At 65.1% G+C, this 24,192-nt stretch carries 20 protein-coding genes; 17 read left to right on the forward strand and 3 right to left on the reverse strand.

Annotated features, from left to right (window positions below; genetic code table 11):
• Nucleotides 1-36: 36 nt before the first annotated feature.
• Complete coding sequence (locus tag ABIC76_RS14960) at nt 37-225, reverse strand: DUF3460 family protein (protein WP_012762570.1); 189 nt, start codon at nt 223-225, stop codon at nt 37-39.
• 237 nt (nt 226-462) lie between these two features.
• Between ABIC76_RS14960 and ABIC76_RS14965 the strand changes: the two genes are divergently transcribed.
• The 3 genes from ABIC76_RS14965 (at nt 463) to ABIC76_RS14975 (ending at nt 6,805) form a co-directional block, all read left to right on the forward strand.
• Nucleotides 463-2,250 carry an autotransporter assembly complex protein TamA gene (locus ABIC76_RS14965; protein WP_027680791.1) on the forward strand — a complete coding sequence of 596 codons (1,788 nt, stop codon included), beginning with the start codon at nt 463-465 and terminating at the stop codon, nt 2,248-2,250.
• A gap of 8 nt (nt 2,251-2,258) precedes the next feature.
• On the forward strand, nt 2,259-6,167 hold the full coding sequence (locus ABIC76_RS14970; RefSeq protein ID WP_502947864.1) for a translocation/assembly module TamB domain-containing protein: 3,909 nt from the start codon (nt 2,259-2,261) through the stop codon (nt 6,165-6,167).
• Nucleotides 6,168-6,262: 95 nt separating this feature from the next.
• Nucleotides 6,263-6,805 carry a hypothetical protein gene (locus ABIC76_RS14975; RefSeq protein ID WP_354534445.1) on the forward strand — a complete coding sequence of 181 codons (543 nt, stop codon included), beginning with the start codon at nt 6,263-6,265 and terminating at the stop codon, nt 6,803-6,805.
• A 578-nt stretch (nt 6,806-7,383) separates the two neighbouring features.
• Here the strand turns inward: ABIC76_RS14975 and metG are convergent.
• The gene (gene metG / locus ABIC76_RS14980; RefSeq protein WP_354534446.1) at nt 7,384-9,453 is read right to left on the reverse strand and encodes a methionine--tRNA ligase; all 2,070 of its coding nucleotides are present in this window, start codon (nt 9,451-9,453) and stop codon (nt 7,384-7,386) included.
• 307 nt (nt 9,454-9,760) lie between these two features.
• Nucleotides 9,761-10,390, reverse strand: coding sequence for a YiaD family glycine zipper/OmpA-like lipoprotein (locus tag ABIC76_RS14985; RefSeq protein WP_012762565.1), 630 nt, complete (start codon nt 10,388-10,390; stop codon nt 9,761-9,763).
• A 204-nt stretch (nt 10,391-10,594) separates the two neighbouring features.
• On the opposite strand from ABIC76_RS14985, the gene apbC reads away from it, so the two are divergent.
• The 14 genes from apbC to dcd all read left to right on the forward strand — a co-directional run bounded on the left by apbC (nt 10,595) and on the right by dcd (nt 24,160).
• Entirely contained in the window at nt 10,595-11,683 is a 1,089-nt protein-coding gene (apbC, locus tag ABIC76_RS14990) for an iron-sulfur cluster carrier protein ApbC (protein ID WP_027680795.1), read from the forward strand.
• A 4-nt stretch (nt 11,684-11,687) separates the two neighbouring features.
• A complete protein-coding gene (locus tag ABIC76_RS14995) occupies nt 11,688-12,215 on the forward strand; it encodes a DUF3305 domain-containing protein (protein WP_354534447.1) in 528 nt (175 codons plus the stop codon).
• 11 nt (nt 12,216-12,226) lie between these two features.
• The gene (locus ABIC76_RS15000) at nt 12,227-12,796 is read left to right on the forward strand and encodes a DUF3306 domain-containing protein (RefSeq protein WP_354534448.1); all 570 of its coding nucleotides are present in this window, start codon (nt 12,227-12,229) and stop codon (nt 12,794-12,796) included.
• 82 nt (nt 12,797-12,878) lie between these two features.
• Nucleotides 12,879-15,038 (forward strand): 4Fe-4S binding protein, encoded by a 2,160-nt coding sequence (locus ABIC76_RS15005; RefSeq protein ID WP_354534449.1) that lies wholly within the window; start codon nt 12,879-12,881, stop codon nt 15,036-15,038.
• Nucleotides 15,039-15,081: 43 nt separating this feature from the next.
• The gene (locus tag ABIC76_RS15010; RefSeq protein ID WP_354534450.1) at nt 15,082-15,753 is read left to right on the forward strand and encodes a TorD/DmsD family molecular chaperone; all 672 of its coding nucleotides are present in this window, start codon (nt 15,082-15,084) and stop codon (nt 15,751-15,753) included.
• Nucleotides 15,754-15,987: 234 nt separating this feature from the next.
• Entirely contained in the window at nt 15,988-16,239 is a 252-nt protein-coding gene (locus ABIC76_RS15015) for a twin-arginine translocation signal domain-containing protein (RefSeq protein ID WP_065859915.1), read from the forward strand.
• A gap of 67 nt (nt 16,240-16,306) precedes the next feature.
• A complete protein-coding gene (locus tag ABIC76_RS15020) occupies nt 16,307-19,312 on the forward strand; it encodes a molybdopterin-dependent oxidoreductase (RefSeq protein WP_354534451.1) in 3,006 nt (1,001 codons plus the stop codon).
• A 16-nt stretch (nt 19,313-19,328) separates the two neighbouring features.
• Nucleotides 19,329-20,006, forward strand: coding sequence for a formate dehydrogenase FDH3 subunit beta (fdh3B, locus tag ABIC76_RS15025; protein ID WP_354534452.1), 678 nt, complete (start codon nt 19,329-19,331; stop codon nt 20,004-20,006).
• Nucleotides 20,003-20,248 carry a hypothetical protein gene (locus ABIC76_RS15030; protein ID WP_027680803.1) on the forward strand — a complete coding sequence of 82 codons (246 nt, stop codon included), beginning with the start codon at nt 20,003-20,005 and terminating at the stop codon, nt 20,246-20,248. The genes fdh3B and ABIC76_RS15030 overlap by 4 nt, the downstream gene beginning before the upstream one ends.
• A 23-nt stretch (nt 20,249-20,271) precedes the next feature.
• Nucleotides 20,272-21,435, forward strand: a complete 1,164-nt coding sequence (locus ABIC76_RS15035) for a formate dehydrogenase subunit gamma (RefSeq protein WP_027680804.1) — start codon at nt 20,272-20,274, stop codon at nt 21,433-21,435.
• A 34-nt stretch (nt 21,436-21,469) separates the two neighbouring features.
• Nucleotides 21,470-21,787 carry a hypothetical protein gene (locus ABIC76_RS15040; protein WP_027680805.1) on the forward strand — a complete coding sequence of 106 codons (318 nt, stop codon included), beginning with the start codon at nt 21,470-21,472 and terminating at the stop codon, nt 21,785-21,787.
• 94 nt (nt 21,788-21,881) lie between these two features.
• Nucleotides 21,882-22,433 (forward strand): superoxide dismutase family protein, encoded by a 552-nt coding sequence (locus ABIC76_RS15045; RefSeq protein WP_027680806.1) that lies wholly within the window; start codon nt 21,882-21,884, stop codon nt 22,431-22,433.
• Between the two features lie 90 nt (nt 22,434-22,523).
• Nucleotides 22,524-23,399: a formate dehydrogenase accessory sulfurtransferase FdhD gene (locus ABIC76_RS15050; protein WP_354534453.1), complete on the forward strand. Its 876-nt coding sequence runs from the start codon at nt 22,524-22,526 to the stop codon at nt 23,397-23,399.
• Between the two features lie 194 nt (nt 23,400-23,593).
• Entirely contained in the window at nt 23,594-24,160 is a 567-nt protein-coding gene (gene dcd, locus ABIC76_RS15055; RefSeq protein WP_012762552.1) for a dCTP deaminase, read from the forward strand.
• Nucleotides 24,161-24,192 lie beyond the last annotated feature (32 nt).

Genomic DNA, 24,192 nt, shown 5'->3' on the forward strand with positions numbered 1-24,192 from the left:
GCGGCGCGCCTGGCGGGCTGAAGGCCGGTCGGCCGATCAGTCCAGCGAATAGACGTACGGCTTTTGCGCCACGCGGGCGGCCTTGGCGCGTGCGCGCTCTTCCAGGTCGATCGGGTCCTTGTCCCACAGCAGGGAGCGACCTTGGCGTTGCTGCGCTTCCAGGTCGGGCTTCTGGGTCTTGAGTTCTTCCAGGAACTGGGTGATCTCGGACTTGTACAGGGCCATGGCGGTATGTGATGTTGGATGAACTTGCCCGCACGGAAGGCACCCCGGCGGAAAACCGGCGCATTTTACCGTATTGGCCGTCGCTCCGGCCCTTGGCACGGCGCGTGCGGAACGCCTCCGGCCGATCCGGAAGGCAGTATTCGTTGCATTTGCCTGGGCACCCGTGCGGGTCGGTATGGTCAAATACGCCTTTCCTTCGACTTAGCCGGCCCGTGGGGCGGCGCCACGCTTGCCACGATGACCGGCTCCAATCGACCATCGCGACCGTCACGACCACCACGCTTTCGCCTTTATGGTTTGCCCGCCCTGATGCTGGCGGCCGGCTGTGCCGTGTCCCTGGCCTGCGCGCCGGCGCACGCGGAATACGACGTCAAGATCGACGCGCCGAAGTCCATTCGCGACCTGCTGGAGCGCCATCTGGACCTGTCGCGCTACAAAGACCGCAAGGACATCACCGACGATCAGCTCCAATACATGGTCGAGACCATTGGCGACCAGGTCACCAAGCTGACGGCCACGGAAGGCTATTTCGTACCGAAGGCGACCGCGAAGCTGGACGGCCCGCCGGACCACCGCGTGGTCAACGTGAAGGTCGAGCCGGGCCCGCGTACCACCATCGACAATGTGGCGCTCGACTTTACCGGCGCCATCACGCAAGACGCCAAGCGCATCGACGAGTTGAAAAAATCCTGGAGCCTGCAGCACGGCATGGCATTCCGCCAAGCGGGCTGGGACAAGGCCAAGGACGACAGTCTGGCCGCCCTGCAGAGCAAACGTTATTACGCGGCCAAGCAGACGTCGTCGCAGGCACGTGTCGATCCGGACGAAAGCAAGGCTGACCTGTCGGTGGGCTATGACAGCGGTCCGGCCTACACGCTGGGGCCGCTGGATGTGCAGGGCTTGTCGCGCTACCCGATCAGCATCATCAACCACGTGAACCCGCTGCGCGTGGGCGAGGACTACTCCGCCGATCGCCTGCAAGCGCTGCAAGCCGCCATCCAGGGACAGCCGTATTTTTCCAATGCGATCGTCGACCTGGGTGACGACCCGAAGAACCCGGTCAACGCGCCGGTGCGGGTGCGTGTGCGGGAGTACCCGCCCAACCGCATCACCAGCGGTGTGGGTTACGGCACGGACACGGGCGCCTCGCTGGAAGGGCGCTATCAATATCTGAACCTGTTCAGCAAGGCGTGGGTGCTCGACACGCAGGCCCGCATCGAACAGCGCCGCCAGTACCTGTTTGCCGGCGTGACGGTGCCGCCCGACGACAAGCAATACGTCAATAGCCTCTACACGAGCATGGACCGCACCGACACGTCGGGCACCGAGACGCGCAGCTATCGTTCGGGCTTCAAGCAGACGCGTGTGCGCGGCATCTATGAAACGTCGTTCACCGTTGATTTCTACTACGACGACCTGCGGCCCGATGGCGCCGAGCGGCAGTTGAGCAAGGCGCTCGTCCCCGGTTTCGCCTGGACGCGCCGCGATGTGGACGACCCGCTGTTCCCGCGCCGCGGCAACATCATCACCACGCAGATTGGCGCGGCAGTGAAGGGCGTGCTGACGGACCAATCGTTCGTTCGGTCGTATAGCCGCATCCGCCAGTTCGTGCCGGTGGGGCAACGCGACATTTTCGTAGCCCGCGGCGAGCTGGGTGCGGTCATCACCTCCGGTTCCGGCGATGGCGTGCCGGCCACACTGCGCTTTCGCACGGGCGGTACGCAGTCGGTGCGCGGCTACGATTTCCAGAGCATCGGTAACGACGTCAATGGCAGCACGCTGCCGACCAAGTTCCTCGTGACCGGCGGGCTGGAGTATCAACGCTGGTTCCTGCCGCAATGGGGCGCCGCCGTGTTCTGGGATACCGGCACGGCCACCGACAATTGGTCGGAGCGCCGCTGGTTCAACGGGGTGGGCGTCGGCGTGCGGTGGAAGAGCCCGGTCGGGCCGATCCAGCTCGACATGGCCTATGGCATCCAGCAGAAGCAGTTCCGGCCAAGCGTGTCGCTGGGCATCGCGTTCTGAACATGACGATGACCGATCCGCAAACACCTGAACCGAAGCAGCCCGAAGCCCCTCGCTCTGCGCGTACCAAGCGTGGCTGGGGCCACCGCACCCTGCGCTGGCTCGGCGGTTTGATCGCACTTGTCCTGGTGATCGTGCTGGCGCTGGCCGGCTGGCTGGTGTGGGCCATCCATTCGCAATCGGGCACGGCGCAGTTGTGGTCGCTCGCCACGCGCTTCGGCAACGCCTATGTCTCGGGCAAGCTGGATGGCGGCACCGTGCGCGAGGGCCTCTCCCTGCGAGATCTGCACGTCCGCGCGGGCAGCACCGAAGTGCGCATCGACCATGTGGAAGGCCGCTGGGTTCTCACGCGCGGTCCGTGGCATGCGCACTTCGCGTATCTGCGGGCCGGCAATGTCGACGTGATCCTGCATCCGACGCCGCCGACACCGCCGAGTGGTCCGCCCAATTCGCTGGTGCTGCCGCTGGCCCTGGATGTGGACCGCCTTGCCGTCGATCGCCTTGCCATCCGGCAAGGCACGTCGACCACCGAACTGAAGGCGATTGCCGGAAGCCTGCACACCGACGGCACGCATCACAACGTGCTGCTCGACGGCATGGAGACACCCGCCGGCAAGTTGGCCGCCACGCTCCGCATGACCGGCACGCGGCCGTATCCGCTCACTGGCGCGGCAACACTCGCGACGCAGTTCGAGGTGAACGGGCAGAAGCAGGATGCGGCGGTGTCGGCGCAGCTGTCAGGCTCGCTGGAGGCGCTGCACATCGACGCGACCGGCACCGGCGCCAAGCTGACCGCGCAGGCGCTGATCGACGCCACGCCGTTTGGCGCGTTGCCCTTGTCGCGCGCGGTGGTGTCGGCGAAACACGTGAATCCGCGGGCGTTTGCGCCGGGCGCGCCGGAAGCATCGCTGTCGATCCACGCTGATCTGCGCCCCGACGCGCAGGCCAAGACGCTGACGGTGGCCGGTCCCATTCAGGTCGACAACGCGCAGCCCGGCACGCTCGACAAGCAGAAGCTGCCGCTGCAATCGCTGCGTGCGCAGGTGCGGCTGAACGAAAACGATCAGCAACTCACCGGTCTCGATGTGCGGCTGCTCGGCGGCGCGGTGCTCACGGGCGGCGCCGATGTGCAGAAGGGGCATGGCGCACTGCGCGTGGATGTGCGCCAGCTTGATCTGCAGGCGCTGCATGCATCGTTGGAGAAGACAAAACTCGCGGGCCCCATTACCGTCGATTTTGCGGGCGGCACGCAGCATGTGGCGCTCGACCTGGCGGGCGGCGACATGCGTGCGCAAGCGAAAGCCGTGCTCGATGCCGCGCAGGTCGCGGTGGAAAGCGCCCAGGTGTCGCTGGGGCGCTCGCGCCTGACGCTGGCGGGCACGCTCAAGCACGACGACGCGCAGTCGTTTGCCTTCAAGGGCAACCTGGCGGAGTTCGATCCATCGCGCCTTGCGAAGGTGGCCAAGGGCCGCATCAACGCCGAGTTCGATGCGCGCGGCACGCTGGGTGAACCGATCGATGCCGCCGTCAAATTTGCCGTGCGCGATAGCGATTACGCCGGCTTGCCGATGACCGGCGACGGCAATGTCCACCTGCGCGGTGAACGCCTGCTGCCCAGCGACGCCAGGCTCGACGTGGCCGGCAACAAGGCCAGCCTGCGGGGCAGCTTTGGCGCGGCGGGCGACCGCATGCATGTTGAAATCGATGCGCCGCAGCTCGCACGCTTGCAGCTTGGCGTGAGCGGGGCGGTCACCTTGTCCGGCGATGTCTCCGGCACGATCAAGCGCCCGCAGGTGGACGCCACGTTCCGCGCGAGCCAGCTCGCCTATCAGGGAAACAAGATCGACACCGCCAACGGCCGCGCGCAGATCCGCGACGGCATCGATGGGCCATTGCTGTTCGACCTGACCGCGCAGCGTGTAACCGGCCCGAGCCTGTCGTTGCGAGAAGTGCATGCCACGCTGGACGGCACGCGACGCGCCCACCGCTTCCGCGCCGACGCCGACGGCAACGTCCGCAACCAGCCGTTCAAGTTTGCGCTGGCCGGCGACGGTGCGCTGACGCCGGGCAAGGATGGCGACGGGTGGGACGGCACGATTTCCACGCTGTCGGCGCAGGGCGCGCCCAACCTGCAGCTCACGGCGCCAGTGAAGCTGTCGGTGGCACCCGGCCGCCTGATGATGGGCCGTGCAGACCTGACGCTGGATCAGACGCCCATCCATATCGAGCGAGTCGAATCCGCCCAAGGCCACGTCCGCAGCGCCGGCCGCGTCGACGGCTTGCAGATTGCCCGGGTGCTGGAGCTGGTGCGCACCTGGACGGGCCAGGCTCCGCCCGTGCGCACGGATCTGGTTGTCGACGGCCAATGGGATCTGGATCTCGGCAGCACGGCCACCGGCACCGCGCGCATCACCCGGCGCAGCGGCGATCTATCAATCAACGCGGGCCGGGGCTTCACACCGCTGGGCCTGACCGAAGCGACCGTGGACGCGCGCGGCGAGGGCATGCGCCTCGGGCTGCGCGGCACCGTGCAGTCGACGCGCGTGGGCAACCTTTATCTCGATGCGGGTGTCGGGCTCGTGCGGGATCCGGGGCCGGGCACGTTGGCGCTCATGGCGCCCACGTCGCCGCTCTCCGGCGGCTTGACGATCAACCTGCCGCATCTCAAGAGCATCGGTGATCTGCTCGGGCCGGACGTCGCAACGGACGGGCAGCTTGCGGCCAGCCTGACATTTGCTGGCACCGTGGGCGCGCCCAAGGTGAGCGGCTTCCTGACCGGCCAGGACGTCGAGGTGGCGCTGTACGACCAGGGCATCCGCCTGACGAAGGGCGTCGTGCGTGTGGCGCTCGACCAGAACGTGGTCGACCTGCAAGAGGTGGTGTTCCACGGTGGCGACGGCACCGTGCGCGCGCAGGGCCGCGTGCAGCTTGGCGAGGCGAACCCGAACCTCGCAGGCTCCATCGTCGCCGACAAGCTGCAGCTCTTTGCCGATCCGGACCGCACGCTGGTGCTGTCGGGCCAGGCGCGCATTGCCAACGACAATGACCGCGTGGCCATCACCGGCAAATTCAAGGTCGACCGCGGCCTGTTCGATCTGCCGAAGGACGGCGCGCCTTCGCTGGGCGACGACGTGGTCATCGTCCGCCGCGCCGACGCCGCCCGCAACCAGGCCGAACGCGGCGTCAAGCGCGAAGAGAAGCCGGCCGGCCGCTTCAGCCCGGTGGTCGATGTGGACGTCGATTTTGGCGACAACTTCCGCTTCAAGGGTGCCGGTGCGGACCTGTCGCTTGGCGGCCAGATGCACGTGCACAGCGAGCCGCTCGTTCCCTTGCGCGGCACCGGCACGATCTACGTGCGTCAGGGCAGCACGTACGAAGCATTCGGCCGCAAGCTCGCCATCGAGCAGGGCGTGCTGAACTTCGTCGGGCCGATCAACAATCCGTCGTTCAACATCACCGCCATGCGACGCAACCAGGAAGTCGAAGCGGGGGTGCAGGTGACCGGCACGGTGCGCCAGCCACGCGTCAAGCTCGTCTCCGAGCCGAACGTGCCCGATGAAGACAAGCTTTCGTGGCTGATGTTCGGCTACAGCGCGTCGAATGCCGGGCTGGGCCAGCAGCAGGCGATGTCCGGCGCGGCGCTCGGCCTGCTGGGCAACGTGGCCGGCAAGAACGTGGCGCGACGCTTCGGGCTCGACGAGTTCTCGATCGGGCCGTCTACCGCCGGCTTGACCGACCCGCAGGTGGTGAGCCTGGGCAAGGCAATTTCGGAGCGCATCACCGTCGGCTATGAGCAGAGCCTGTCGACAGCGGACTCCATCGTCAAACTGACGTGGCAATTCTCGCGGCGGTGGTCGGTGGTGGCACGCGGCGGCACGATCAACGGTGCATCGGTCCTGTTCAACAAGCGTTGGTAATCGGATAGCCCGGCTGCCAGAATGGCGACGGGTACAAGTTTCGAACGAGGAGTTCCATGTCGCATCTTCGTCAACTCGCACAAGTGGGAGTCACCATGGGCATTCTGGCTTCATTGCTGGGGTTGTTCGGCTGTGATCAGCAGAAGGTCGACCAGGCAGTGGATCGTGTGGGCGATGCCGCCAAGCGGGCGTGGCAATCGGCCAAGCCGGACAACCTGCTGTTCAAAGGCATCGTGGCCGGGCAATCCACCGAGGACGATGTCAGGGCCACTGCCGGCCAGCCGGAGACGATCTGGGAGAACGAAGGCGGCACACGGCAACTGGAGTATCCGCGCGGGCCGGAAGGGACTTCAACGTGGATGGTGACGATCGGGCCTGACGGGCACGTGCAGAAGATCGAGCAGGTGTTGACCGCCGAGAATTTTGGACGCGTGCGGGTGGGGCAGAGCAAGGATGACGTTCGCCGGATGCTGGGCAAGCCGGGGAAGGTGGAGGTGTTTAAGCTGAAGCAGGAAGAGGTTTGGGGGTATCGGTGGATGGAAAGCGCGACCGAACGGGCTTTCTTCAATGTGCACTTTGGGGTGGATGGGCGTGTTACGACGACTTCGCGGAGTGATGATCGGTTGAATGGGGGATAGGGGGGTTGGGGTTTTTGGCTCTGGTCTTATTTGTGGTGCATCCCCTGTTTCGTACCCTGCCGGGCACGACTCACTTTTCTTTGTCTTGCCAAAGAAAAGTAAGCAAAAGAAAGGCGCGCCCGAGATGGCGACCCATCCCTTGAATTTGCGTAACCGGGCGGAGACGGGAAAAACTCGCTTCGCTCAAACAGTTTCCCGTCTTGTTTCCGCCCGCTTACAAAAATTCAAGGCGCCATCAAGGGCCTAACGTCAAAAGAGAAAGGCCAACCCATCGTGCGGTTGGCCTTTTCGTTTGGACTTGCGCCCCGAGGGTTTGGGTTTGGTTTTTGTCCTTTGACTTTCCCTGCCCTAGATGGCGCCTTGAATTTCTGTTGCAGGGAGGAAAAAGAGGGGAGGCTGTCTGAGCGCAGCGAGTTTGCCTCCCCTCCCTCCCTGCGACATAAATTCAAGGAATGGGTCGCCGTCTCGGGCGCGCATTTCTTTGCTTACTTTCTTTGGGCAAGACCAAAGAAAGTGAGTCAGCCCCGGCAGGGGATGAAACAAGGGATGCACCACCAAGGCCATCCCAAACACACCCATTACCGCACCCGCATCCCCGGCACCGCCCCAGAATGCGGCTCAAGAATATAAAGCCCAGGCTGAGCCTTCTCATCAGCAGCCGAAGCCGCCAACACCATCCCTTCCGACATCCCGAACTTCATCTTGCGCGGTGCCAGGTTGGCAACCATCACGGTCAGCTTGCCCACGAGATCTTCCGGCGCATACGCCGACTGGATGCCCGAAAACACATTCCGCGTCTGTCCTTCACCCACATCCAGCGTCAGCTGCAGCAGCTTGTTCGATCCTTCCACGCGCTGGCAGGCGACGATCTTGGCGACACGCAGGTCGATCTTGGCGAAGTCGTCGATGGTGATGGTCTCGGCGATCGGCTCGATGGCGGCAGCACCGTTGGCGCCAGCCGCCGGTGCATCGGCGGTCGCTTGCAGGGACTGACGATTGGCCTCCACCAGCGCATCCACCTGCTTCTTGTCCACGCGCGTCATCAGGTGCGAGTACGGCTGGATCGGCTTGTCCGACGAGAGTTGCGAATCGATCGAGCGCCACGTCAGCGGCTCAACGTTGAGGAACGCTTCGATGCGCTCGACCGTGGTCGGCAGAATCGGCTTGAGGTACACGGCCAGCAGGCGGAACGCTTCCAGCGCGACCGAGCACGCGGCGTGCAGCTTTTCGCGGTTGGCCTCGTCCTTGGCCAGATCCCACGGTTTTTCAGTGTCGACGAAGGCGTTGACGGCGTCGGCCAGTTCCATCACGGCACGCAGCGCCTTGCTGTACTCGCGCTTTTCGTACAGATCGGCGATCTGCGGGGCGGCTTCGCGCAGTTGCACCATCAGCGGATGACCCAGCGCGGCATCGCTCACGCGGCCCTCGAAGCGCTTGACCAGGAAGCCCGCCGAGCGGCTGGCGATGTTGACGAACTTGCCGACCAGATCACTGTTCACCCGCGCGATGAAATCGTCCAGGTTCAGGTCTAGGTCTTCCATCGTCGCGTTCAGCTTGGCGGCGAAGTAGTAGCGCAGCCATTCCGGATTCAGGCCAGTGTCGATGTAGCTCTGTGCGGTGATGAACGTGCCGCGCGACTTGCTCATCTTGGCGCCGTCCACGGTCAGGAAGCCGTGGGCGAACACGTTGGTCGGCGTGCGGTGGCCCGAGAACTTGAGCATCGCGGGCCAGAACAGCGTGTGGAAATACAGGATGTCCTTGCCGATGAAGTGGTACTGCTCGGTGGTCGAGTGTTCGTTGATCCACGCGTCGAAATCGAGACCGCGCTTGGCGCACAGGTTCTTGAAGCTGGCGTAGTAGCCGACCGGCGCATCCAGCCACACATAGAAATACTTGCCCGGCGCGCCCGGAATCTCGAAGCCGAAGTACGGCGCGTCACGCGAAATGTCCCAGTCCGAGAGCTTGGCCTCGCCTTCCTCGCCGAGCCATTCGCGCATCTTGTTGGTGGCTTCCGGCTGCGCCAGGTCTGCCACCCAGTCGCGCAGGAAATTTTCGCAGCGCGGGTCGGAGAGCTTGAAGAAGTAGTGCTCTGACGACTTGCGCACCGGTGTCGCGCCCGACACCACGGAATACGGGTTTTTCAGGTCGGTCGGCTGGTACGTCGCGCCGCAGACTTCACACGAATCGCCGTATTGGTCTTTCGCGCCGCATTTCGGGCATTCGCCCTTGATGAAGCGGTCCGGCAGGAACATCTCCTTGACCGGGTCGTAGAACTGCTCGACCTCGCGCACGTCGATCAGGCCGGCTTCCTTGAGCTTCAGGTAGACGTTCTGGCACAGCTCCTTGTTTTCGTCGGAGTCGGTGCTGTAGTAGTTGTCGAACGAGACGAGGAAGTTGTCGAAGTCGCGTTTGTGTTCCGTCCAGACGCGTTCGATCAGCTGGCGCGGCGTCAGGCCTTCCTTCTCTGCACGTAGCATGACGGGCGTGCCGTGCGTGTCGTCGGCGCCCACGTAATAGGTCTCGTGGCCGCGCATGCGTTGGAAGCGCACCCAGATATCGGTCTGGATGTACTCGACCAGGTGGCCGATGTGAATCGGCCCGTTGGCATAGGGCAGGGCGGAAGTGACGAGGATGCGACGTTCGGACATGGGCAGGCCAGAAAGGTGCGGGCGGGCCGCAAACAGGGCGCGGCGCGCGGAGAAACGCATATTTTAGCGCGCCCGGCGGTATCGGGCCGGGTGCAGACGAATCTGCGGAATGGCGGGTGTGATCGTCCGCTCTGGCCGATGCGTCAAGATGCCGCGCATGGCGTGGCCCCAAAAAAAAAGCGCCGGTCAGCGCCGGCGCAGCTTTCCACAACGGAAAAGGAGGAGAAATCAGGTACCGCCCGGGAGGTCAGCCACGCATCGCGAGCCAGCAACGTGTGGCAAGCGGCACCTGTTTTCTATGACAGGGTTACCCCTGAATTGGTTTCAAATAAATTTCGACGCGGCGATTTTGGGCGCGGCCGGCCTCGGTGGCGTTGTCGGCAACGGGCTGGTTTTGGCCGCGGCCTTCGGCGGACAGGCGATTGCGCGCCACACCTCGGTCGGTTAGGTAGCTCGCCACGCTCTGCGCACGTTTTTGCGACAGCGTCATGTTGTAGTTCGGGTTGCCGGTGCTGTCCGTGTGGCCGACCACATTGGCCGCCAGTTCCGGATGTTGCGTCAGCGTTTGTGCCACGCTATCCAGCGGGCCGCGGAACGACGGCTTGATCACCGCGCTGTCGGTGTCGAACGAGACCTGGCTCGGAATGTTCAACTTGAGCGAGCCGTCGGGCTGCTCCGAAATCTGCGTGCCCGTGCCGGCCGTATCGCCCGCCAGCTTGGACTTGATTGCGCCCCAGTTGTAGCCGACGGCTGCACCGGTGGCCGCGCCCAGCGCACCGCCAATGGCGGCGCCCTTGCCGTTGCCGACCAGCGCGCCGATGCCAGCGCCCACGGCCGCACCAACGCCGGTGCCCATGGCGGTCTGGTTCTGCTGCTCGGTGGCGCAGCCGGCGGCCAGCAGGGCGATGAGCGAGACGGAAATAAGCTTGGCTTTCATGGTTTCTCCTACGGGTAACGGGATCGGTTCTTGTGGACTTGCCGATATCCGGCGCATCGGAGGGATATTGGGGGGAATCGGACGAAGGATGCGCCGGCAAAATACAATAGCAAAACAGTACGTAGAGTGGCCAGGGCGCCGCAAAGTTCATGCCGCGTCACCGTTGGCCCGTCCCCCATTCGCATTAGATTTGTGGAGCAAATGTTGAGCGTAACCATCGAACAGATCACCGAAGCCCTGCGCGGCGTGGTGGATCCCAATACCGGGCGCGACCTCGTGTCGTCCAAATCGGCGCGCAACATCCGGGTCGATGGCGGCGAGGTATCGCTCGACGTGGAGCTGGGCTATCCGGCCAAGAGCCAGTTCGATCCGATCCGCAAGCTGGTGATCGGGGCGCTGCGCCAGGTGCAAGGTGTCGAAAATGTGAGCGTGCAGGTATCGATGAAGATCGTCGCGCACGCCGTGCAGCGCGGCGTGCATCTGATGCCGAACGTGAAGAACATCATCGCCGTGGCCTCCGGCAAGGGCGGCGTGGGCAAGTCGACGACCGCCGTGAACCTGGCGCTGGCGCTGGCCGCGGAAGGTGCCAACGTCGGCATTCTCGACGCCGATATCTACGGCCCGAGCCAGCCGATGATGCTGGGCATCCAGGGCCAGCCGGAGTCAGCCGACGGCAAGACGATGGAGCCGATGGAGGGTCACGGCCTGCAGGCCAATTCGATCGGTTTCCTGATCGAGCAGGACAACCCGATGGTCTGGCGCGGTCCGATGGTCACCTCGGCGCTGGAGCAACTGCTCAAGCAGACGAACTGGCGCGACCTGGATTACCTCATCGTCGACATGCCGCCGGGCACGGGCGACATCCAGCTCACGCTGTCGCAGAAGGTGCCTGTGACGGGCGCGGTGATCGTCACCACGCCGCAGGACATCGCGCTGCTCGACGCCAAGAAGGGCCTGAAGATGTTCGAGAAGGTGGGGATCCCCATCATTGGCGTGGTCGAGAACATGGCGGTCTACTGCTGCCCGAACTGCGGTCACACCGAACACATTTTCGGTGCCGGCGGCGGCGAGAAGATGTGCGAACAGTACGGCGTGCCGTTCCTGGGCAGCCTGCCGTTGAATCTGTCCATCCGCGAGCAGGCCGATTCGGGCCGTCCGACCGTGGTGGCCGACCCGGACGGCGCCATTGCCGGCGTCTACAAGCAGATCGCGCGCCGCGTCGCCATCGCCGTGGCCGAGAAGGCGAAGGACATGACGAGCAAGTTCCCGTCGATCGTCGTGCAGAACACCTGACGCCATGGAGCCTACGTCGCCGCTGCCTGCCGACCGCCCCTCCGTACGGGTGGCGGTGGTGCTGTGCCGCCGCCCGACGGCCAACCGTTGGCAGCCGTATCAGTGGCGGCTGGAAGCGGTCGTGCCCGACCTGGGCGAATACGGCACGGCACCGCGCTGTCTCGATCGGGCCGACGATGGGCCCGGCGAAGAGCGTTGGCTCACGCCGGGCTTCTCCGTCACGCTGTTTCGCGACGAGGCCGAGGGCTATTACTTGAACGTGACCTCCGCCGCGCCCTGCTGGTTTGTGCTGTGGCGCCTGGGCGAGCCGGGCACGGCCGACGAAGGCCGCGCGATCCCGCATACGGTTTCGCTGAGCTACAACGAAGCCGGTCGCTGGCTCGACGGCGGCGAGACGGTCGAAAACGTACCGTTGGATGCCGCTGCGCTGGAGTGGTTGCAGGCGTACGTGGCTGAAAACTACCGGCCCGAGCCGAAGAAGCGGCGCCGCCCGGAGTCGTTTCTGCCGCCGGAAGACCGCGCGAAGTTCTGAGTGAAACTGCCGTGAGCGAAGAAACTTTCCTCTCGCGCTGGTCGCGCCGCAAGGCTGCCGAGCGGCGGGGCGAACCCGAGCCGGAACCGGAACCGCCAGCGGCCCCGCCCGCCGACCCTGCGCCGGTGGTCGTGCCCGAAGCGTCGGCGGCCGAGCCCGCGCCGGAGGCGCCACCGCCGCTGACGCTGGCAGACGCCGCCAAGCTGACGCCCTCCGATGATTTCGCGCCCTTCGTCGCGCACGGGGTGGACGAAGCCGTCAAGCGCGCCGCACTTAAGAAGCTCTTTGCCGATCCGCACTTCAACGTGATGGACGGCCTCGATACCTACATCGACGACTATTCGCAGCCTGACCCGATCCCCCCCGAGATGTTGCGCGAGCTGCGCCATACGGCGGAATTGCGGTTGTTCGAACCGCTTGACGACGATGTAGCGCCGCCGGCAGGAGTCGAACCGGTATCGGACGCTTCGCCCGCTGTGACCGGCGAGACCCCGCCTGAAGCCGCGGATGCCGAGCCGCCCGCCGACGACCCCGCCCAGGCAAGCCCGCATGGCGGCGCTAAGCCACCGTCCGTAGAATAAAAAAAGAGTACCGCCCGGCAACGACCGCGCGGCCATGTCCCCACAGCCTGCGCCATGCACGCAGGCGCTTACGCTCAGATCCATGCCGACGCTGCTCTGCAGTTGCAATCACACCATGCCGCTCGATGCCGATGCGGTGGGCGACGCCCTGCGCGCGTCCGACGCCGCCATCGATGCGCCCGGCAAGACCCACCATCTGCTGTGCCGGCGCGAGATCGGCGCCTTCACGCAGGCGCTGGACGGCACGGAAGACGTCATCGTCGCGTGCACGCAGGAAAAGGCGCTGTTTGCAGAAGTGGCCGCACAGCATGAAGGCGTGACCGCGCCGATCCATTTCGTCAACGTGCGCGAAACGGGCGGGTGGTCGGCCGGGGCCAAGCGCGATGCGCGCGGCCTCCATGCCAAGACAGCGGCGTTGTTGGCCGTGGCAGGGTTGCCGGCGCCGGACCCGGTACCGGTGGTTGACTACCGCTCCGATGGCAATGTGCTGATCGTCGGCCCTGCCGAGCGTGCGATGCCTTGGGCGGAGCGCCTGGCCGCCCAGTTGAACGTGACGGTGCTCGTCACCGGACGCGACCGCGCGAAGGGTGCGCTTGTGCCGCCGATGGAGCGTCGCTGGCCCGTACACGCGGGCGAGCTGGTGGAGATGAAGGGCTGGCTCGGCGCGTTCGAGGTGAAGTGGCGCAACCGCAATCCGATCGACCTGGACCGCTGCACGCGCTGCAACGCCTGCATCGATGTCTGCCCGGAAGGCGCCATCGACGCGCTGTACCAGATCGATCTGGAGGCATGCCGCGACCACCGCGCGTGCGTCAAGGCGTGCGGCGACGCAATGGCCATCGATTTCGGCCGCCTGGAGGCACCCCAGGCGCTATCGGGCCAATTCGACCTGATTCTCGATTTGAACGATGCGCCGGCGTTTGCCCAGCACCAGCCGCCGCAGGGGTATTTCCATGCAGGCGCCGACGCGGGCCGCCAATTGACGGCATCGCTGGCGCTGCTGCAGATGGTGGGCGAGTTCGAGAAGCCCAAGTTCTTCCAATACAAGGAATCGATCTGCGCGCATGGGCGCAACGGCCAGGTCGGTTGCGACGCTTGCGTGCAGGTGTGTTCCGCGTCGGCCATCGCGTCGCAATGGAAGGACGGCCGCGGCAGCGTGCAGGTCACGCCCAATCTGTGCGTTGGCTGCGGCGCGTGTACGACGGCGTGCCCGACCGGCGCCATGACGTACGCCTATCCCAATGCGCCGTACCAGGGACGCAAGCTCAAGACGCTGCTGAGCACGTATGCGTCGGCGGGCGGGCGTGATGCCGTGGTTCTGCTGCACAACGGAGAGCGCGGCCGCACGCTGATCGAGCAACTGGGCCGTGCCGCCCGCATCGGCAAGGCGCAGGGCGTGCCGGTGAATGTGCTGCCGGTTGAAGTTTTCCATGCGGCATCGACGGGGTTGGACCTATGGTTTGCTGCCCTGTCTTACGGCGCCGCGCGCATCGCGATTTTGCTAACGGAAGACGACGCACCGCAGTACCGCGCGATGCTCGCCGAGCAGGTTGCCGCGGCCCAGGCCATACTGCACGGGCTGGGCGAGCCGGCGGATGGGGCGGGCGTGGTGCTGATCGACGTGGCCGATGCGGTTGCGCTCGACGCGCACCTGGGCCGCGCTGACGTGTCGGGCCCGCTGCGCGGCTTTCGCCGTGACATGCCGGCTGCCACCTTTGCCGTGGCCGCAGCCAAGCGCGAAACGCTCGATTTCGCCCTCGACCACCTAGCGCGCCACGCCAAGGCCACCGAGGCCGTCATCCCGCTGCCGGCCGGCGCACCGTTTGGCGCCATCACCGTGAACCGCGAACGCTGCACGCTCTGCATGGCGTGCGTTGGCGCATGCCCGTCGCAGGCGCTGCGTGATCAGGCCGAGCGCCCCGTGCTGGCCATGATCGAGCGCAACTGCGTCCAATGCGGCCTGTGCGAAACGACGTGCCCCGAAAGCGCCATCGCACTCGTGCCGCGGCTGAATCTGTCGGCCGAAGCGCGCCAGCCGGTCACGCTCAACGAGGCGCAACCGTTCCATTGCATCCGCTGCAGCAAGCCGTTCGGCACCGCGCAGATGGTCACGACGATGCTGGCCAAGCTCGGCGCGCATCCGGCGTTCTCCGGGGCCGCCGCCGAGCGCCTGAAGATGTGCAGCGACTGCCGCGTGATCGACATGATGCAGCACGGCGAACGCCCGGGCGCCCCGCACTGAAAACCGCGTATTGAAGCCGCGCATTGAAGCCGATCCCGATCCCATGACCGACGCCCAGCCCCTGCAATTCCAGCCCGCCGCGACGCCTGCCGACAGCGCCGAGGACCTCGCCCGTGCGGACCTCTACGGCCTGCTGGCCACGCTGTTCTTCCACGCGGCGGACGCCGATTTGCTGCAGCGCATCGCCGCCGCGCCGCTGGAGCCCGCAGGCGATGACGATACCGCCCCGGCCGACGCGGAAGCTGCCGCCAGCAGCGCACTGACTCAGGCCTGGCGGCGGCTTGTCGCCCGCGCCGGCAAGACGACCGCCGCGCAGGCCGACGACGAATACACCGAACTGTTCATCGGCGTCGGCAAGCCCGAGGTGTTCCTGTACGGCTCGTACTACCAGGCCGGTTTCATGAACGAAAAGCCGCTCGTCGTGCTGCGGGACGATCTGCGTCGCTTCGGCCTGGAGCGCGCCGAGGGCGTCACGGAAACAGAAGACCACCTCGCCACGCTGTGCGAGGTCATGCGTTATCTCATCGCCGGCGATGACGTCGACCTTGCGCGCATCGAAGAGCAGCGCGCATTTTTCCAGCGTCATCTGGCGCCGTGGGTCGATACGGCTTGTGATGCTGTATTGCAGCATCCGCGCGCTGCCTTCTATGCCGATGTGGCGGGATTGGCGAAAGCGTTTTTCGACGTCGAGCGGCTCGCCCTTGAATTGGCGTGACAGCCTTCGCCTGGCTGCCTAAAAATTAAGCGCAAGCCGAAGAGCCGCGCCCCGCCCACGTCACGGCGGACCGGTTCAAACCGCACTCATTGAAAAAATTCATCGGTAAATCGTCAGGAAAATCCCAGGAAGAGGGGTTTTGGGCATGGTTTTCCCATGCCGTTGCTCCTAAAATGTGTTCAAAAATTCCTATTACATTCGGTCATCGGTTTGATTGAGCCGGGGAGCATCGAAATGCCAAGTCCGAACACCGTCCCTCACGCGCGCCCAGAAGCGGATTCCGCTGACGCTGCACCCACTCGCCGCCGCTTCCTGATGGGGGCGGCCGTTGCAGCCGCGGCTGCAGGCACGGCCGCCACAGCGGGCCATCTGGTGCAAGCGCCCACCGCTCCGGCTACACCCGCCACTGACGCAGCGGATGACGGCGCTACCGGCTACCGTCTGAGCGAACACATCCGCAAGTACTACAAGACGACGTGGATCTGACGCGGCCGCATGCGCGCCGCTTCCGCTTCATCGTCATTGCACGCACCCCACATCTTCAGGTGACCTCATGCTTCTGACCCGCAAACCGGCGGTACAGGACACCAAAGCCGCTTCGGCGCGACGTTCAGGCGGCCAGGGCGCTTCGTCGCTCACTGGCAGTTTGGCGCGCAGCCTGGCCGGCGCATTGCCGACCATGGACCGTCGCACGTTCCTCAAGCGCTCTGGCATCGGCGTCGGCGCAGGGCTGGCCGCAACGCAACTTTCGCTGGTGAAGAAATCTGTGGTGGGCGACGCCCAGGCCGCCGAAGGGAAGGGGGACATCGTCGTACGCCGCACGGTGTGCTCGCACTGCTCGGTCGGGTGTTCGGTGGACGCTGTCGTGCAGAACGGCGTGTGGGTGCGCCAGGAGCCGGTGTTCGATTCGCCGATCAACCTCGGCGCGCATTGCGCCAAGGGCGCCGCCCTGCGCGAGCATGGTCACGGCGAATATCGCCTGAAGACGCCGATGAAGCTCGTCGACGGCCGCTACCAGCGCATCAGCTGGGAGCAGGCGTTGAACGAGATCGTCGCCAAGATGCAGAGCATCCGCCAGGAGACCGGACCGGATTCGTTCTTCTTCGTCGGCTCATCCAAGCACAGCAACGAGCAGGCGTACCTGCTGCGCAAGTGGGTGTCGTTCTTCGGCACCAACAACTGCGACCACCAGGCACGCATCTGCCACAGCACCACCGTCGCCGGCGTGGCCAACACGTGGGGCTACGGTGCGATGACGAACTCGTACAACGACATGCAGAACGCCAAGTGCGCGTTGTACATCGGTTCGAACGCAGCCGAGGCGCATCCGGTGTCGATGCTGCACCTGCTGCATGCCAAGGAAACGGGCTGCAAGGTTATCGTCGTCGACCCGCGCTATACGCGGACGGCGGCCAAGGCCGATGAATACGTGCGCATCCGCTCGGGCACCGACATCGCGTTCCTCTTCGGCGTGCTGTATCACATCTTCAAGAACGGCTGGGAAGACAAGCAGTACATCCACGACCGCGTCTACGGCATGGACAAGGTGCGCGAGGAAGTGCTCGCCAAGTGGACACCGGACAAGGTCGAAGAGGTGTGCGGCGTGCCGGAAGCGCAGGTCCACAAGGTCGCCGAGATGATGGCGATGAACCGCCCCAGCACGCTGGTGTGGTGCATGGGCCAGACGCAGCACACCATCGGCAACGCCATCGTGCGCGCATCGTGCATCGTGCAGCTGGCGCTCGGCAATATCGGCAAGTCGGGCGGCGGCGCCAATATCTTCCGCGGCCACGACAACGTGCAGGGCGCGACCGACGTCGGCCCGAACCCCGATTCGTTGCCTGGCTACTACGGCCTGGCTGCCGGGGCGTGGAAGCACTTCGCCAACGTCTGGGGCGTGGATTACGACTGGATCAAGGGCCGCTTTGCTTCGCAGGCCATGATGGAGAAGTCGGGCACCACCGTCTCGCGCTGGGCCGACGCGGTGCTGGAGAAGAACGACCTGATCGATCAGGACAACAACGTCCGCGCCGTTTTCTATTGGGGTCACGCGCCCAACTCGCAAACGCGCGGGATGGATATCAAGCGCGCGCTCGACAAGCTCGACCTGCTCGTCGTGATCGATCCATACCCGTCGGCCACCGCGGCGATGGCCAACATGCCCGCCGCCGATGGTACGCCGCCCAACCCGAACCGCGCCGTCTACCTGTTGCCGGCGGCCACGCAGTTCGAGACGTCCGGCTCGTGCACCGCGTCGAACCGCTCGCTGCAATGGCGCGAAAAGGTCATCGACCCGCTGTTCGAGTCGCAGCCGGACCACGTGATCATGCAGGCCTTTGCCGATCGCCTCGGCTTCGGCAAGGAGCTGTCGAAGAACTGCAAGATCACCGAATACAAGCGTGCCGGCATGACATGGCGCGAGCCGGAGATCGAATCGATCCTGCGCGAGATCAATCGCGGCAACTGGACGATCGGCTACACGGGCCAATCGCCGGAACGCCTGAAGGCCCACATGCGCAACATGCACCTGTTTGATGTGCGCACGTTGCGCTGCAAGGGCGGCAAGGATGCCGAAACCGGCTACGACCTGACCGGCGACTACTTCGGCCTGCCGTGGCCGTGCTACGGCACGCCGGAACTCAAGCACCCCGGCTCGCCCAACCTGTACGACACCAGCAAGCATGTGATGGAAGGGGGCGGTAACTTCCGCGCCAACTTCGGCGTGGAGCGCGACGGCGTCAACCTGCTGGCCGAAGATGGCTCGTTCTCGCTGGGCTCGGAGCTGACGACTGGCTACCCCGAGTTCGACCACGTCTTCCTCAAGAAACTCGGCTGGTGGGATGACCTGACCGATGTCGAGAAGAAGGCCGCCGAAGGCAAGAACTGGAAGACCGATCTGTCCGGCGGCATCCAGCGTGTGGCGATGAAGCACGGCTGCCATCCGTTCGGCAACGCCAAGGCGCGCGCCATCGTGTGGAACTTCCCCGACGGCATTCCGCAGCACCGGGAGCCGCTGTATTCCACGCGGCCCGACATGGTCGCCAAGTACCCGACGCACGACGACAAGAAGGCCTTCTGGCGCTTGCCGACGCTGTACAAGACGGTGCAGCAGCGCAATATCGAAAACAAGGTCTACGAGAAATTCCCGATCATCCTCACGTCCGGCCGCCTTGTCGAATACGAGGGCGGCGGCGAGGAGACGCGCTCCAACCCGTGGCTTGCCGAGCTGCAGCAGGAGAACTTTGTCGAGATCAACCCGAAGGCCGCATCTGACCGCGGCATCCGACACAACGATTTCGTCTGGGTCAAGACGCCGACCGGCGCCCAGATCAAGGTGCGCGCGCTGGTGACGGAGCGTGTGGGGGTCGACCACGCCTTCATCCCGTTCCACTTCTCGGGCTGGTGGCAGGGCAAGGACCTGCTCGATTACTACCCGGAAGGCGCCCACCCGATCGTGCGCGGGGAGGCCGTCAACACGGCCACCACCTACGGCTACGACTCGGTGACGATGATGCAGGAAACGAAAACGACGGTCTGCCAGATCGAGCGGTTCGCATAAGGACGGGGAGATCAACATGGCACGCATGAAATTCATCTGTGACAGCGAGCGCTGCATCGAATGCAACGCCTGCGCCACGGCCTGCAAGAACGAACACGAGGTCCCCTGGGGCGTGAACCGGCGCCGCGTGGTCACTATCAACGACGGCATGATCGGCGCGGAGAAATCCATCTCGGTGGCGTGCATGCATTGCTCCGATGCGCCGTGCATGGCGGTCTGCCCGGTCGACTGTTTCTACCGCACCGAAGACGGCGTGGTGCTGCACGACAAGGACGTCTGCATCGGATGCGGCTATTGCTCGTATGCGTGCCCGTTCGGTGCGCCGCAGTTCCCGAGCCAGGGCACCTTTGGCGTGCGCGGCAAGATGGACAAGTGCACCTTCTGCGCGGGCGGCCCTGAGAAGAACGGCAGCGAGGAAGAGTTCGAAAAGTATGGCCGCAACCGCCTGGCCGAAGGGAAGCTGCCGTTGTGCGCGGAAATGTGCTCGACCAAGGCGCTGCTCGGCGGCGATGGCGACGTGATTTCCGACATCCTGCGTAACCGCGTCATGAAACGCGGGAAGGGCGCGGAGTTGTTCGGATGGGGCACGGCCTACGGCGGCGCGCAGGGCAAGGGCGGTCAGGCGGCACCGGCCACCCCGGCCGCACCGGCCGCACCGGCCACGCCGGCTTCCGCGCCGGGAGCGCAATCATGATCGCCCGGGCACGATCGACCGGCCTGCTGGTCGCGCTTGGCGCCGTGCTGCTGCTCGGTGCCTGCGGCGAGCGCCCGCAAACCGCGTTCGCTTCGCACCGCAAGGACGACGCGCCTGCCTACAAGGGGGCGGAAGGCGACCCGTTCATGGCCAAGAACTGGACACCCGGTGACCGCACGAGCTGGCAGAACCAGATCCGCGCACGCGGCCAATACCAGAACGAGTACAACAAGACGCCATGACGCGCGCAAGCGGAGGTTCGTCCATGGGCACTTCCTGGAAACATCTTGTGATGGCCGTGTTGCTGGGCAGCGCAGCAGCGTTGGCGAGCGCGCAGCAGCCGGCCAGTGCGCCCGCGGCCGACGCCGCCCCGGTCAATCCGGCCGTACAGCCGGCACAGCCGTTCTCCAACATCGTCTCGGAGAATGTGTTTGATCTGCAGAAGCGCGATCTTTCCAAAGAGGCGCACGACCAAGCCGCACGCCGCGCCGCGCAACCGGGCAACAATGCGCCCGTCTGGCGTGAAGTGAACTCAGACCAGGCGCATTACGCGAGCATTCCCGGGCTGGAGGCCGGCGTGCTGATTCAGCGCACCGGGCAGAAATGGCGGCTGTTCCGCAATGGCGTGATCACCGTGTGGGGCGGTTGGCTGATGGTGCTCGTGCCGCTGGTCATCCTTGGTTTCTTCCTTTGGCGCGGCATGATCCCGCTGAAGGAAGCGCCCACCGGCCGCAAGATCGAGCGCTTCACCCCCACCGAGCGCTACGTGCACTGGACGATGGCCATCTCGTTCGTCACGCTCGGCGTGTCGGGCATCGTCATGCTGTGGGGCAAGCATTTCCTCTTGCCGATCCTCGGCCACCAGTTGTTCGGCTGGCTGACGTATGTGCTGAAAAACCTGCACAACCTGGTGGGGCCGCTCTTCACGGTCAGCATCATCGTGGCCTTCGTGATGTGGGTGCGGGACAACCTGCCGCGCCAGGGCGACGTGAAATGGCTGCTGAGCCTGGGCGGCATGTTTGCCGGCGAACACGGCGCAGAAGTGCCATCGCACCGCTTCAACGCTGGCGAGAAACTCTGGTTCTGGGGCGGGCTTGTCGTGTTTGGGCTGATCCTGTCGGCCTCGGGCTGGACGCTCGATCGCATCGTCCCGGGCGTGGATTACTACCGCAGCACGATGCAACTGGCCGAGATCATTCACGCGATTGCGGCGGTTGGCATGATGTGCATGTCGCTCGGCCACATCTACATGGGCACGATCGGCATGGAAGGCGCTTACCGGGCCATGCGCGACGGCTATGTCGACGAGGCCTGGGCGAAGGAGCACCACGAGCTTTGGTACGACGACGTCAAGGCCGGCAAGATTCCGGCGCAACGTTCCCAGCCGCCTGCACCGCCGTCGCCCAGCGAGCAGCCCGTCAAGTCATGACGCCATCGACCGCACCGATTCGAGGAACCTCTCCATGCATGCATCCGCGCTGACCCGCGCCGCAGGTATGGCGCTTGCTGCCGCCATGCTGAGCCTGACAAGCGGACTGGCCGGCGCCAAGCTGCCGGCGCCGACGGAAGAACAGAAAGCCCAGGCGGACTTGGCGAAAGCCAAAGCGGCCTGGGGCGACAAGGTGGCCGCGTTCCAGACGTGCAAGGCCCAGGACAAGGTGGCGGCGTCTTACCAGGCCGGTGGCAAGGCGGCGCATACGCAGCCGGGTGCGCCGTGCGTTGACCCCGGGCCGTTTGTCGCACCTGTCCCGCCCGCGTCAGGGCCGGCGGCCAAAGGGTGAGCCGAAGGGTGAGCCGTTGCTGCCAATGTTGCTTGTTCATCATCCGGCAGTACAATCGTCCGCTCCCCGAGTGAACCCTGACTGGAGGTGACACATGAAGCAACTCGTGATTGCACTCGCCGCGATCGGCCTGATGGCCGGCTGCGCATCGAACTCAGCGTCGACGGCCAAGGCCGGCAATGCCGGTGACGGCGCCATGGCGGCCTCCGCCGTGCTCGCACCCAAGAGCGGCAGCACCGTGCAAGGCAGCGTGAAGCTCGCACAGCAAGGCGACAATCGGGTTGCCATGGCGGTGGATATTTCCGGCCTGCCGGCCAACGGCATGTTCGGTTTCCACGTGCATGAGAAGGGCGATTGCTCCTCGCCGGACGGCAATAGCGCGGGTGGGCACTTCAACCCGACCGGCCAGCAGCACGGTGATCCGCGTCAAGGCGCGCATCACGCCGGCGACATCCCGATGCTGCAATCCGATGCCAACGGCAAGGCTGTCGGCTCCATCGTTCTTTCCGGCGTGACGCTGTCGCCCGGGCCCACCAGCCTGGTCGGCCACGCGTTGATCGTTCACGCAGGCAAGGACGACTACATGACTCAACCCACCGGCAATTCCGGCGGGCGCGTCGCCTGCGGCGTGATCGTGGCGAACTGATCGCCCGCACGCGGTATCCGCTTTCGGGCGGGTACCGGCGGCACCATGCGCACGCTTGCCGTGCGCATTTTTATTTGAACGAAGACATTGATGCCGCTGCGTCCAGAACTGACCAACGCTTCCGTTCCCCTGCTCGACGAGGTCGAAGTGCTCGACGAGCTGGGCCGCGCTCGCCATGTCTACATTCCCGGCGAGCGCCCGCTCACCGTCTACCTCGACAAGCGCGAACTCGTCACGCTGATGACGCTGGGCGGTGCCCCCGAAGCGCTCGTGCTGGGCTATCTGCGTAACCAGCGCCTGGTCGGCAGCATCGAAGACATCGCTTCCATCCAGGTCGACTGGGAAACCGAATCGGCTGCTGTCACCACGCGCGCCGGCATTGCCGACCTGGACGAGAAGACGGCCCGCCGCACCGTGACCACCGGCTGCGGGCAGGGCACCGTGTTCGGCTCGCTGATGGACGAGATCGACGCCATCCATCTACCGCCCGACGCGCGCATGACGCAGACCACGCTGTACCGCGTGGTCGACACCATCCGCCTGCAGCAGTCGATCTACAAGCAGGCGGGCTCGGTGCATGGCTGCGCGTTGTTCGACGCGCAGGGCGAACTGCTGCACTTCATCGAAGACGTCGGCCGCCACAATGCCGTGGATGCCATCGCCGGTCGCATGTGGCTCGAGGGCATGGACGGCGGCGACAAGATCTTCTACACCACCGGCCGCCTCACCTCCGAGATGGTCATCAAGGGCGCGCAGATGGGCATTCCGTTCCTGCTGTCGCGCTCGGGCGTTACGCAGATGGGCCACCAGATGGCCGAGCGCGTCAACCTGACGCTGTTTGCGCGGTGCACTGGGCGGCACTTTCTGCTCTACACAGGGCGCGACCGCTTCGTGGCCGAACCGGAGATGGCGGCCACCGTGGGGCCGCGCGGCGAGTTGCCCCAGGCGGCGGAATCCGGTCGCTGATCCGCTCGGCGGGTTCGATAAGGCCAGCGCAAGCCATCGGCTGCCCCGGGGTTTTCCGTCACAAGTTTGGGAGTACAATCCGCGTTCCAAAACCGGGCCAAAGATCGACGGCCTGGCTGGCATGACCAAATGGGGACAGTTTTCGCACCGCGAAGCCTGCCCCCATTTGTTCATCCAAGGTATCTGGACGCTCCATGAGCATCAAATCCGACAAGTGGATCCGCCGCATGGCCGAGCAGCACGGCATGATCGAGCCGTTCGAGCCCGGTCAGGTGCGCGAATCCGAAGGGCGCCGCATCGTTTCCTACGGCACGTCGAGCTACGGCTACGACATCCGCTGCGCCGACGAATTCAAGATCTTCACCAACATCAACAGCACCATCGTCGATCCGAAGAACTTCGACGAGAAGTCGTTTGTCGACTTCAAGGGCGATGTGTGCATCATCCCGCCGAACTCGTTCGCGCTGGCCCGCACGATGGAGTACTTCCGCATCCCGCGCACCGTGCTGACGGTGTGTCTGGGCAAGAGCACGTACGCGCGCTGCGGGATCATCGTCAACGTCACGCCGTTCGAGCCCGAGTGGGAAGGCTACGTGACGCTGGAGTTCTCCAACACCACGCCGCTGCCTGCCAAGATCTACGCCGGCGAAGGCTGCGCGCAGGTGCTGTTCTTCGAGAGCGACGAGGAATGCGAAACCTCGTACAAGGATCGTGGTGGCAAGTACCAGGGCCAGCACGGTGTGACGCTGCCCAAGACCTAGTTTTTGTAGTCCGTTTCCGCGCGTTCAGGCGT

The sequence above is a fragment of the Ralstonia sp. 1138 genome, from assembly GCF_040544795.1.
GTDB lineage: Bacteria > Pseudomonadota > Gammaproteobacteria > Burkholderiales > Burkholderiaceae > Ralstonia > Ralstonia flatus.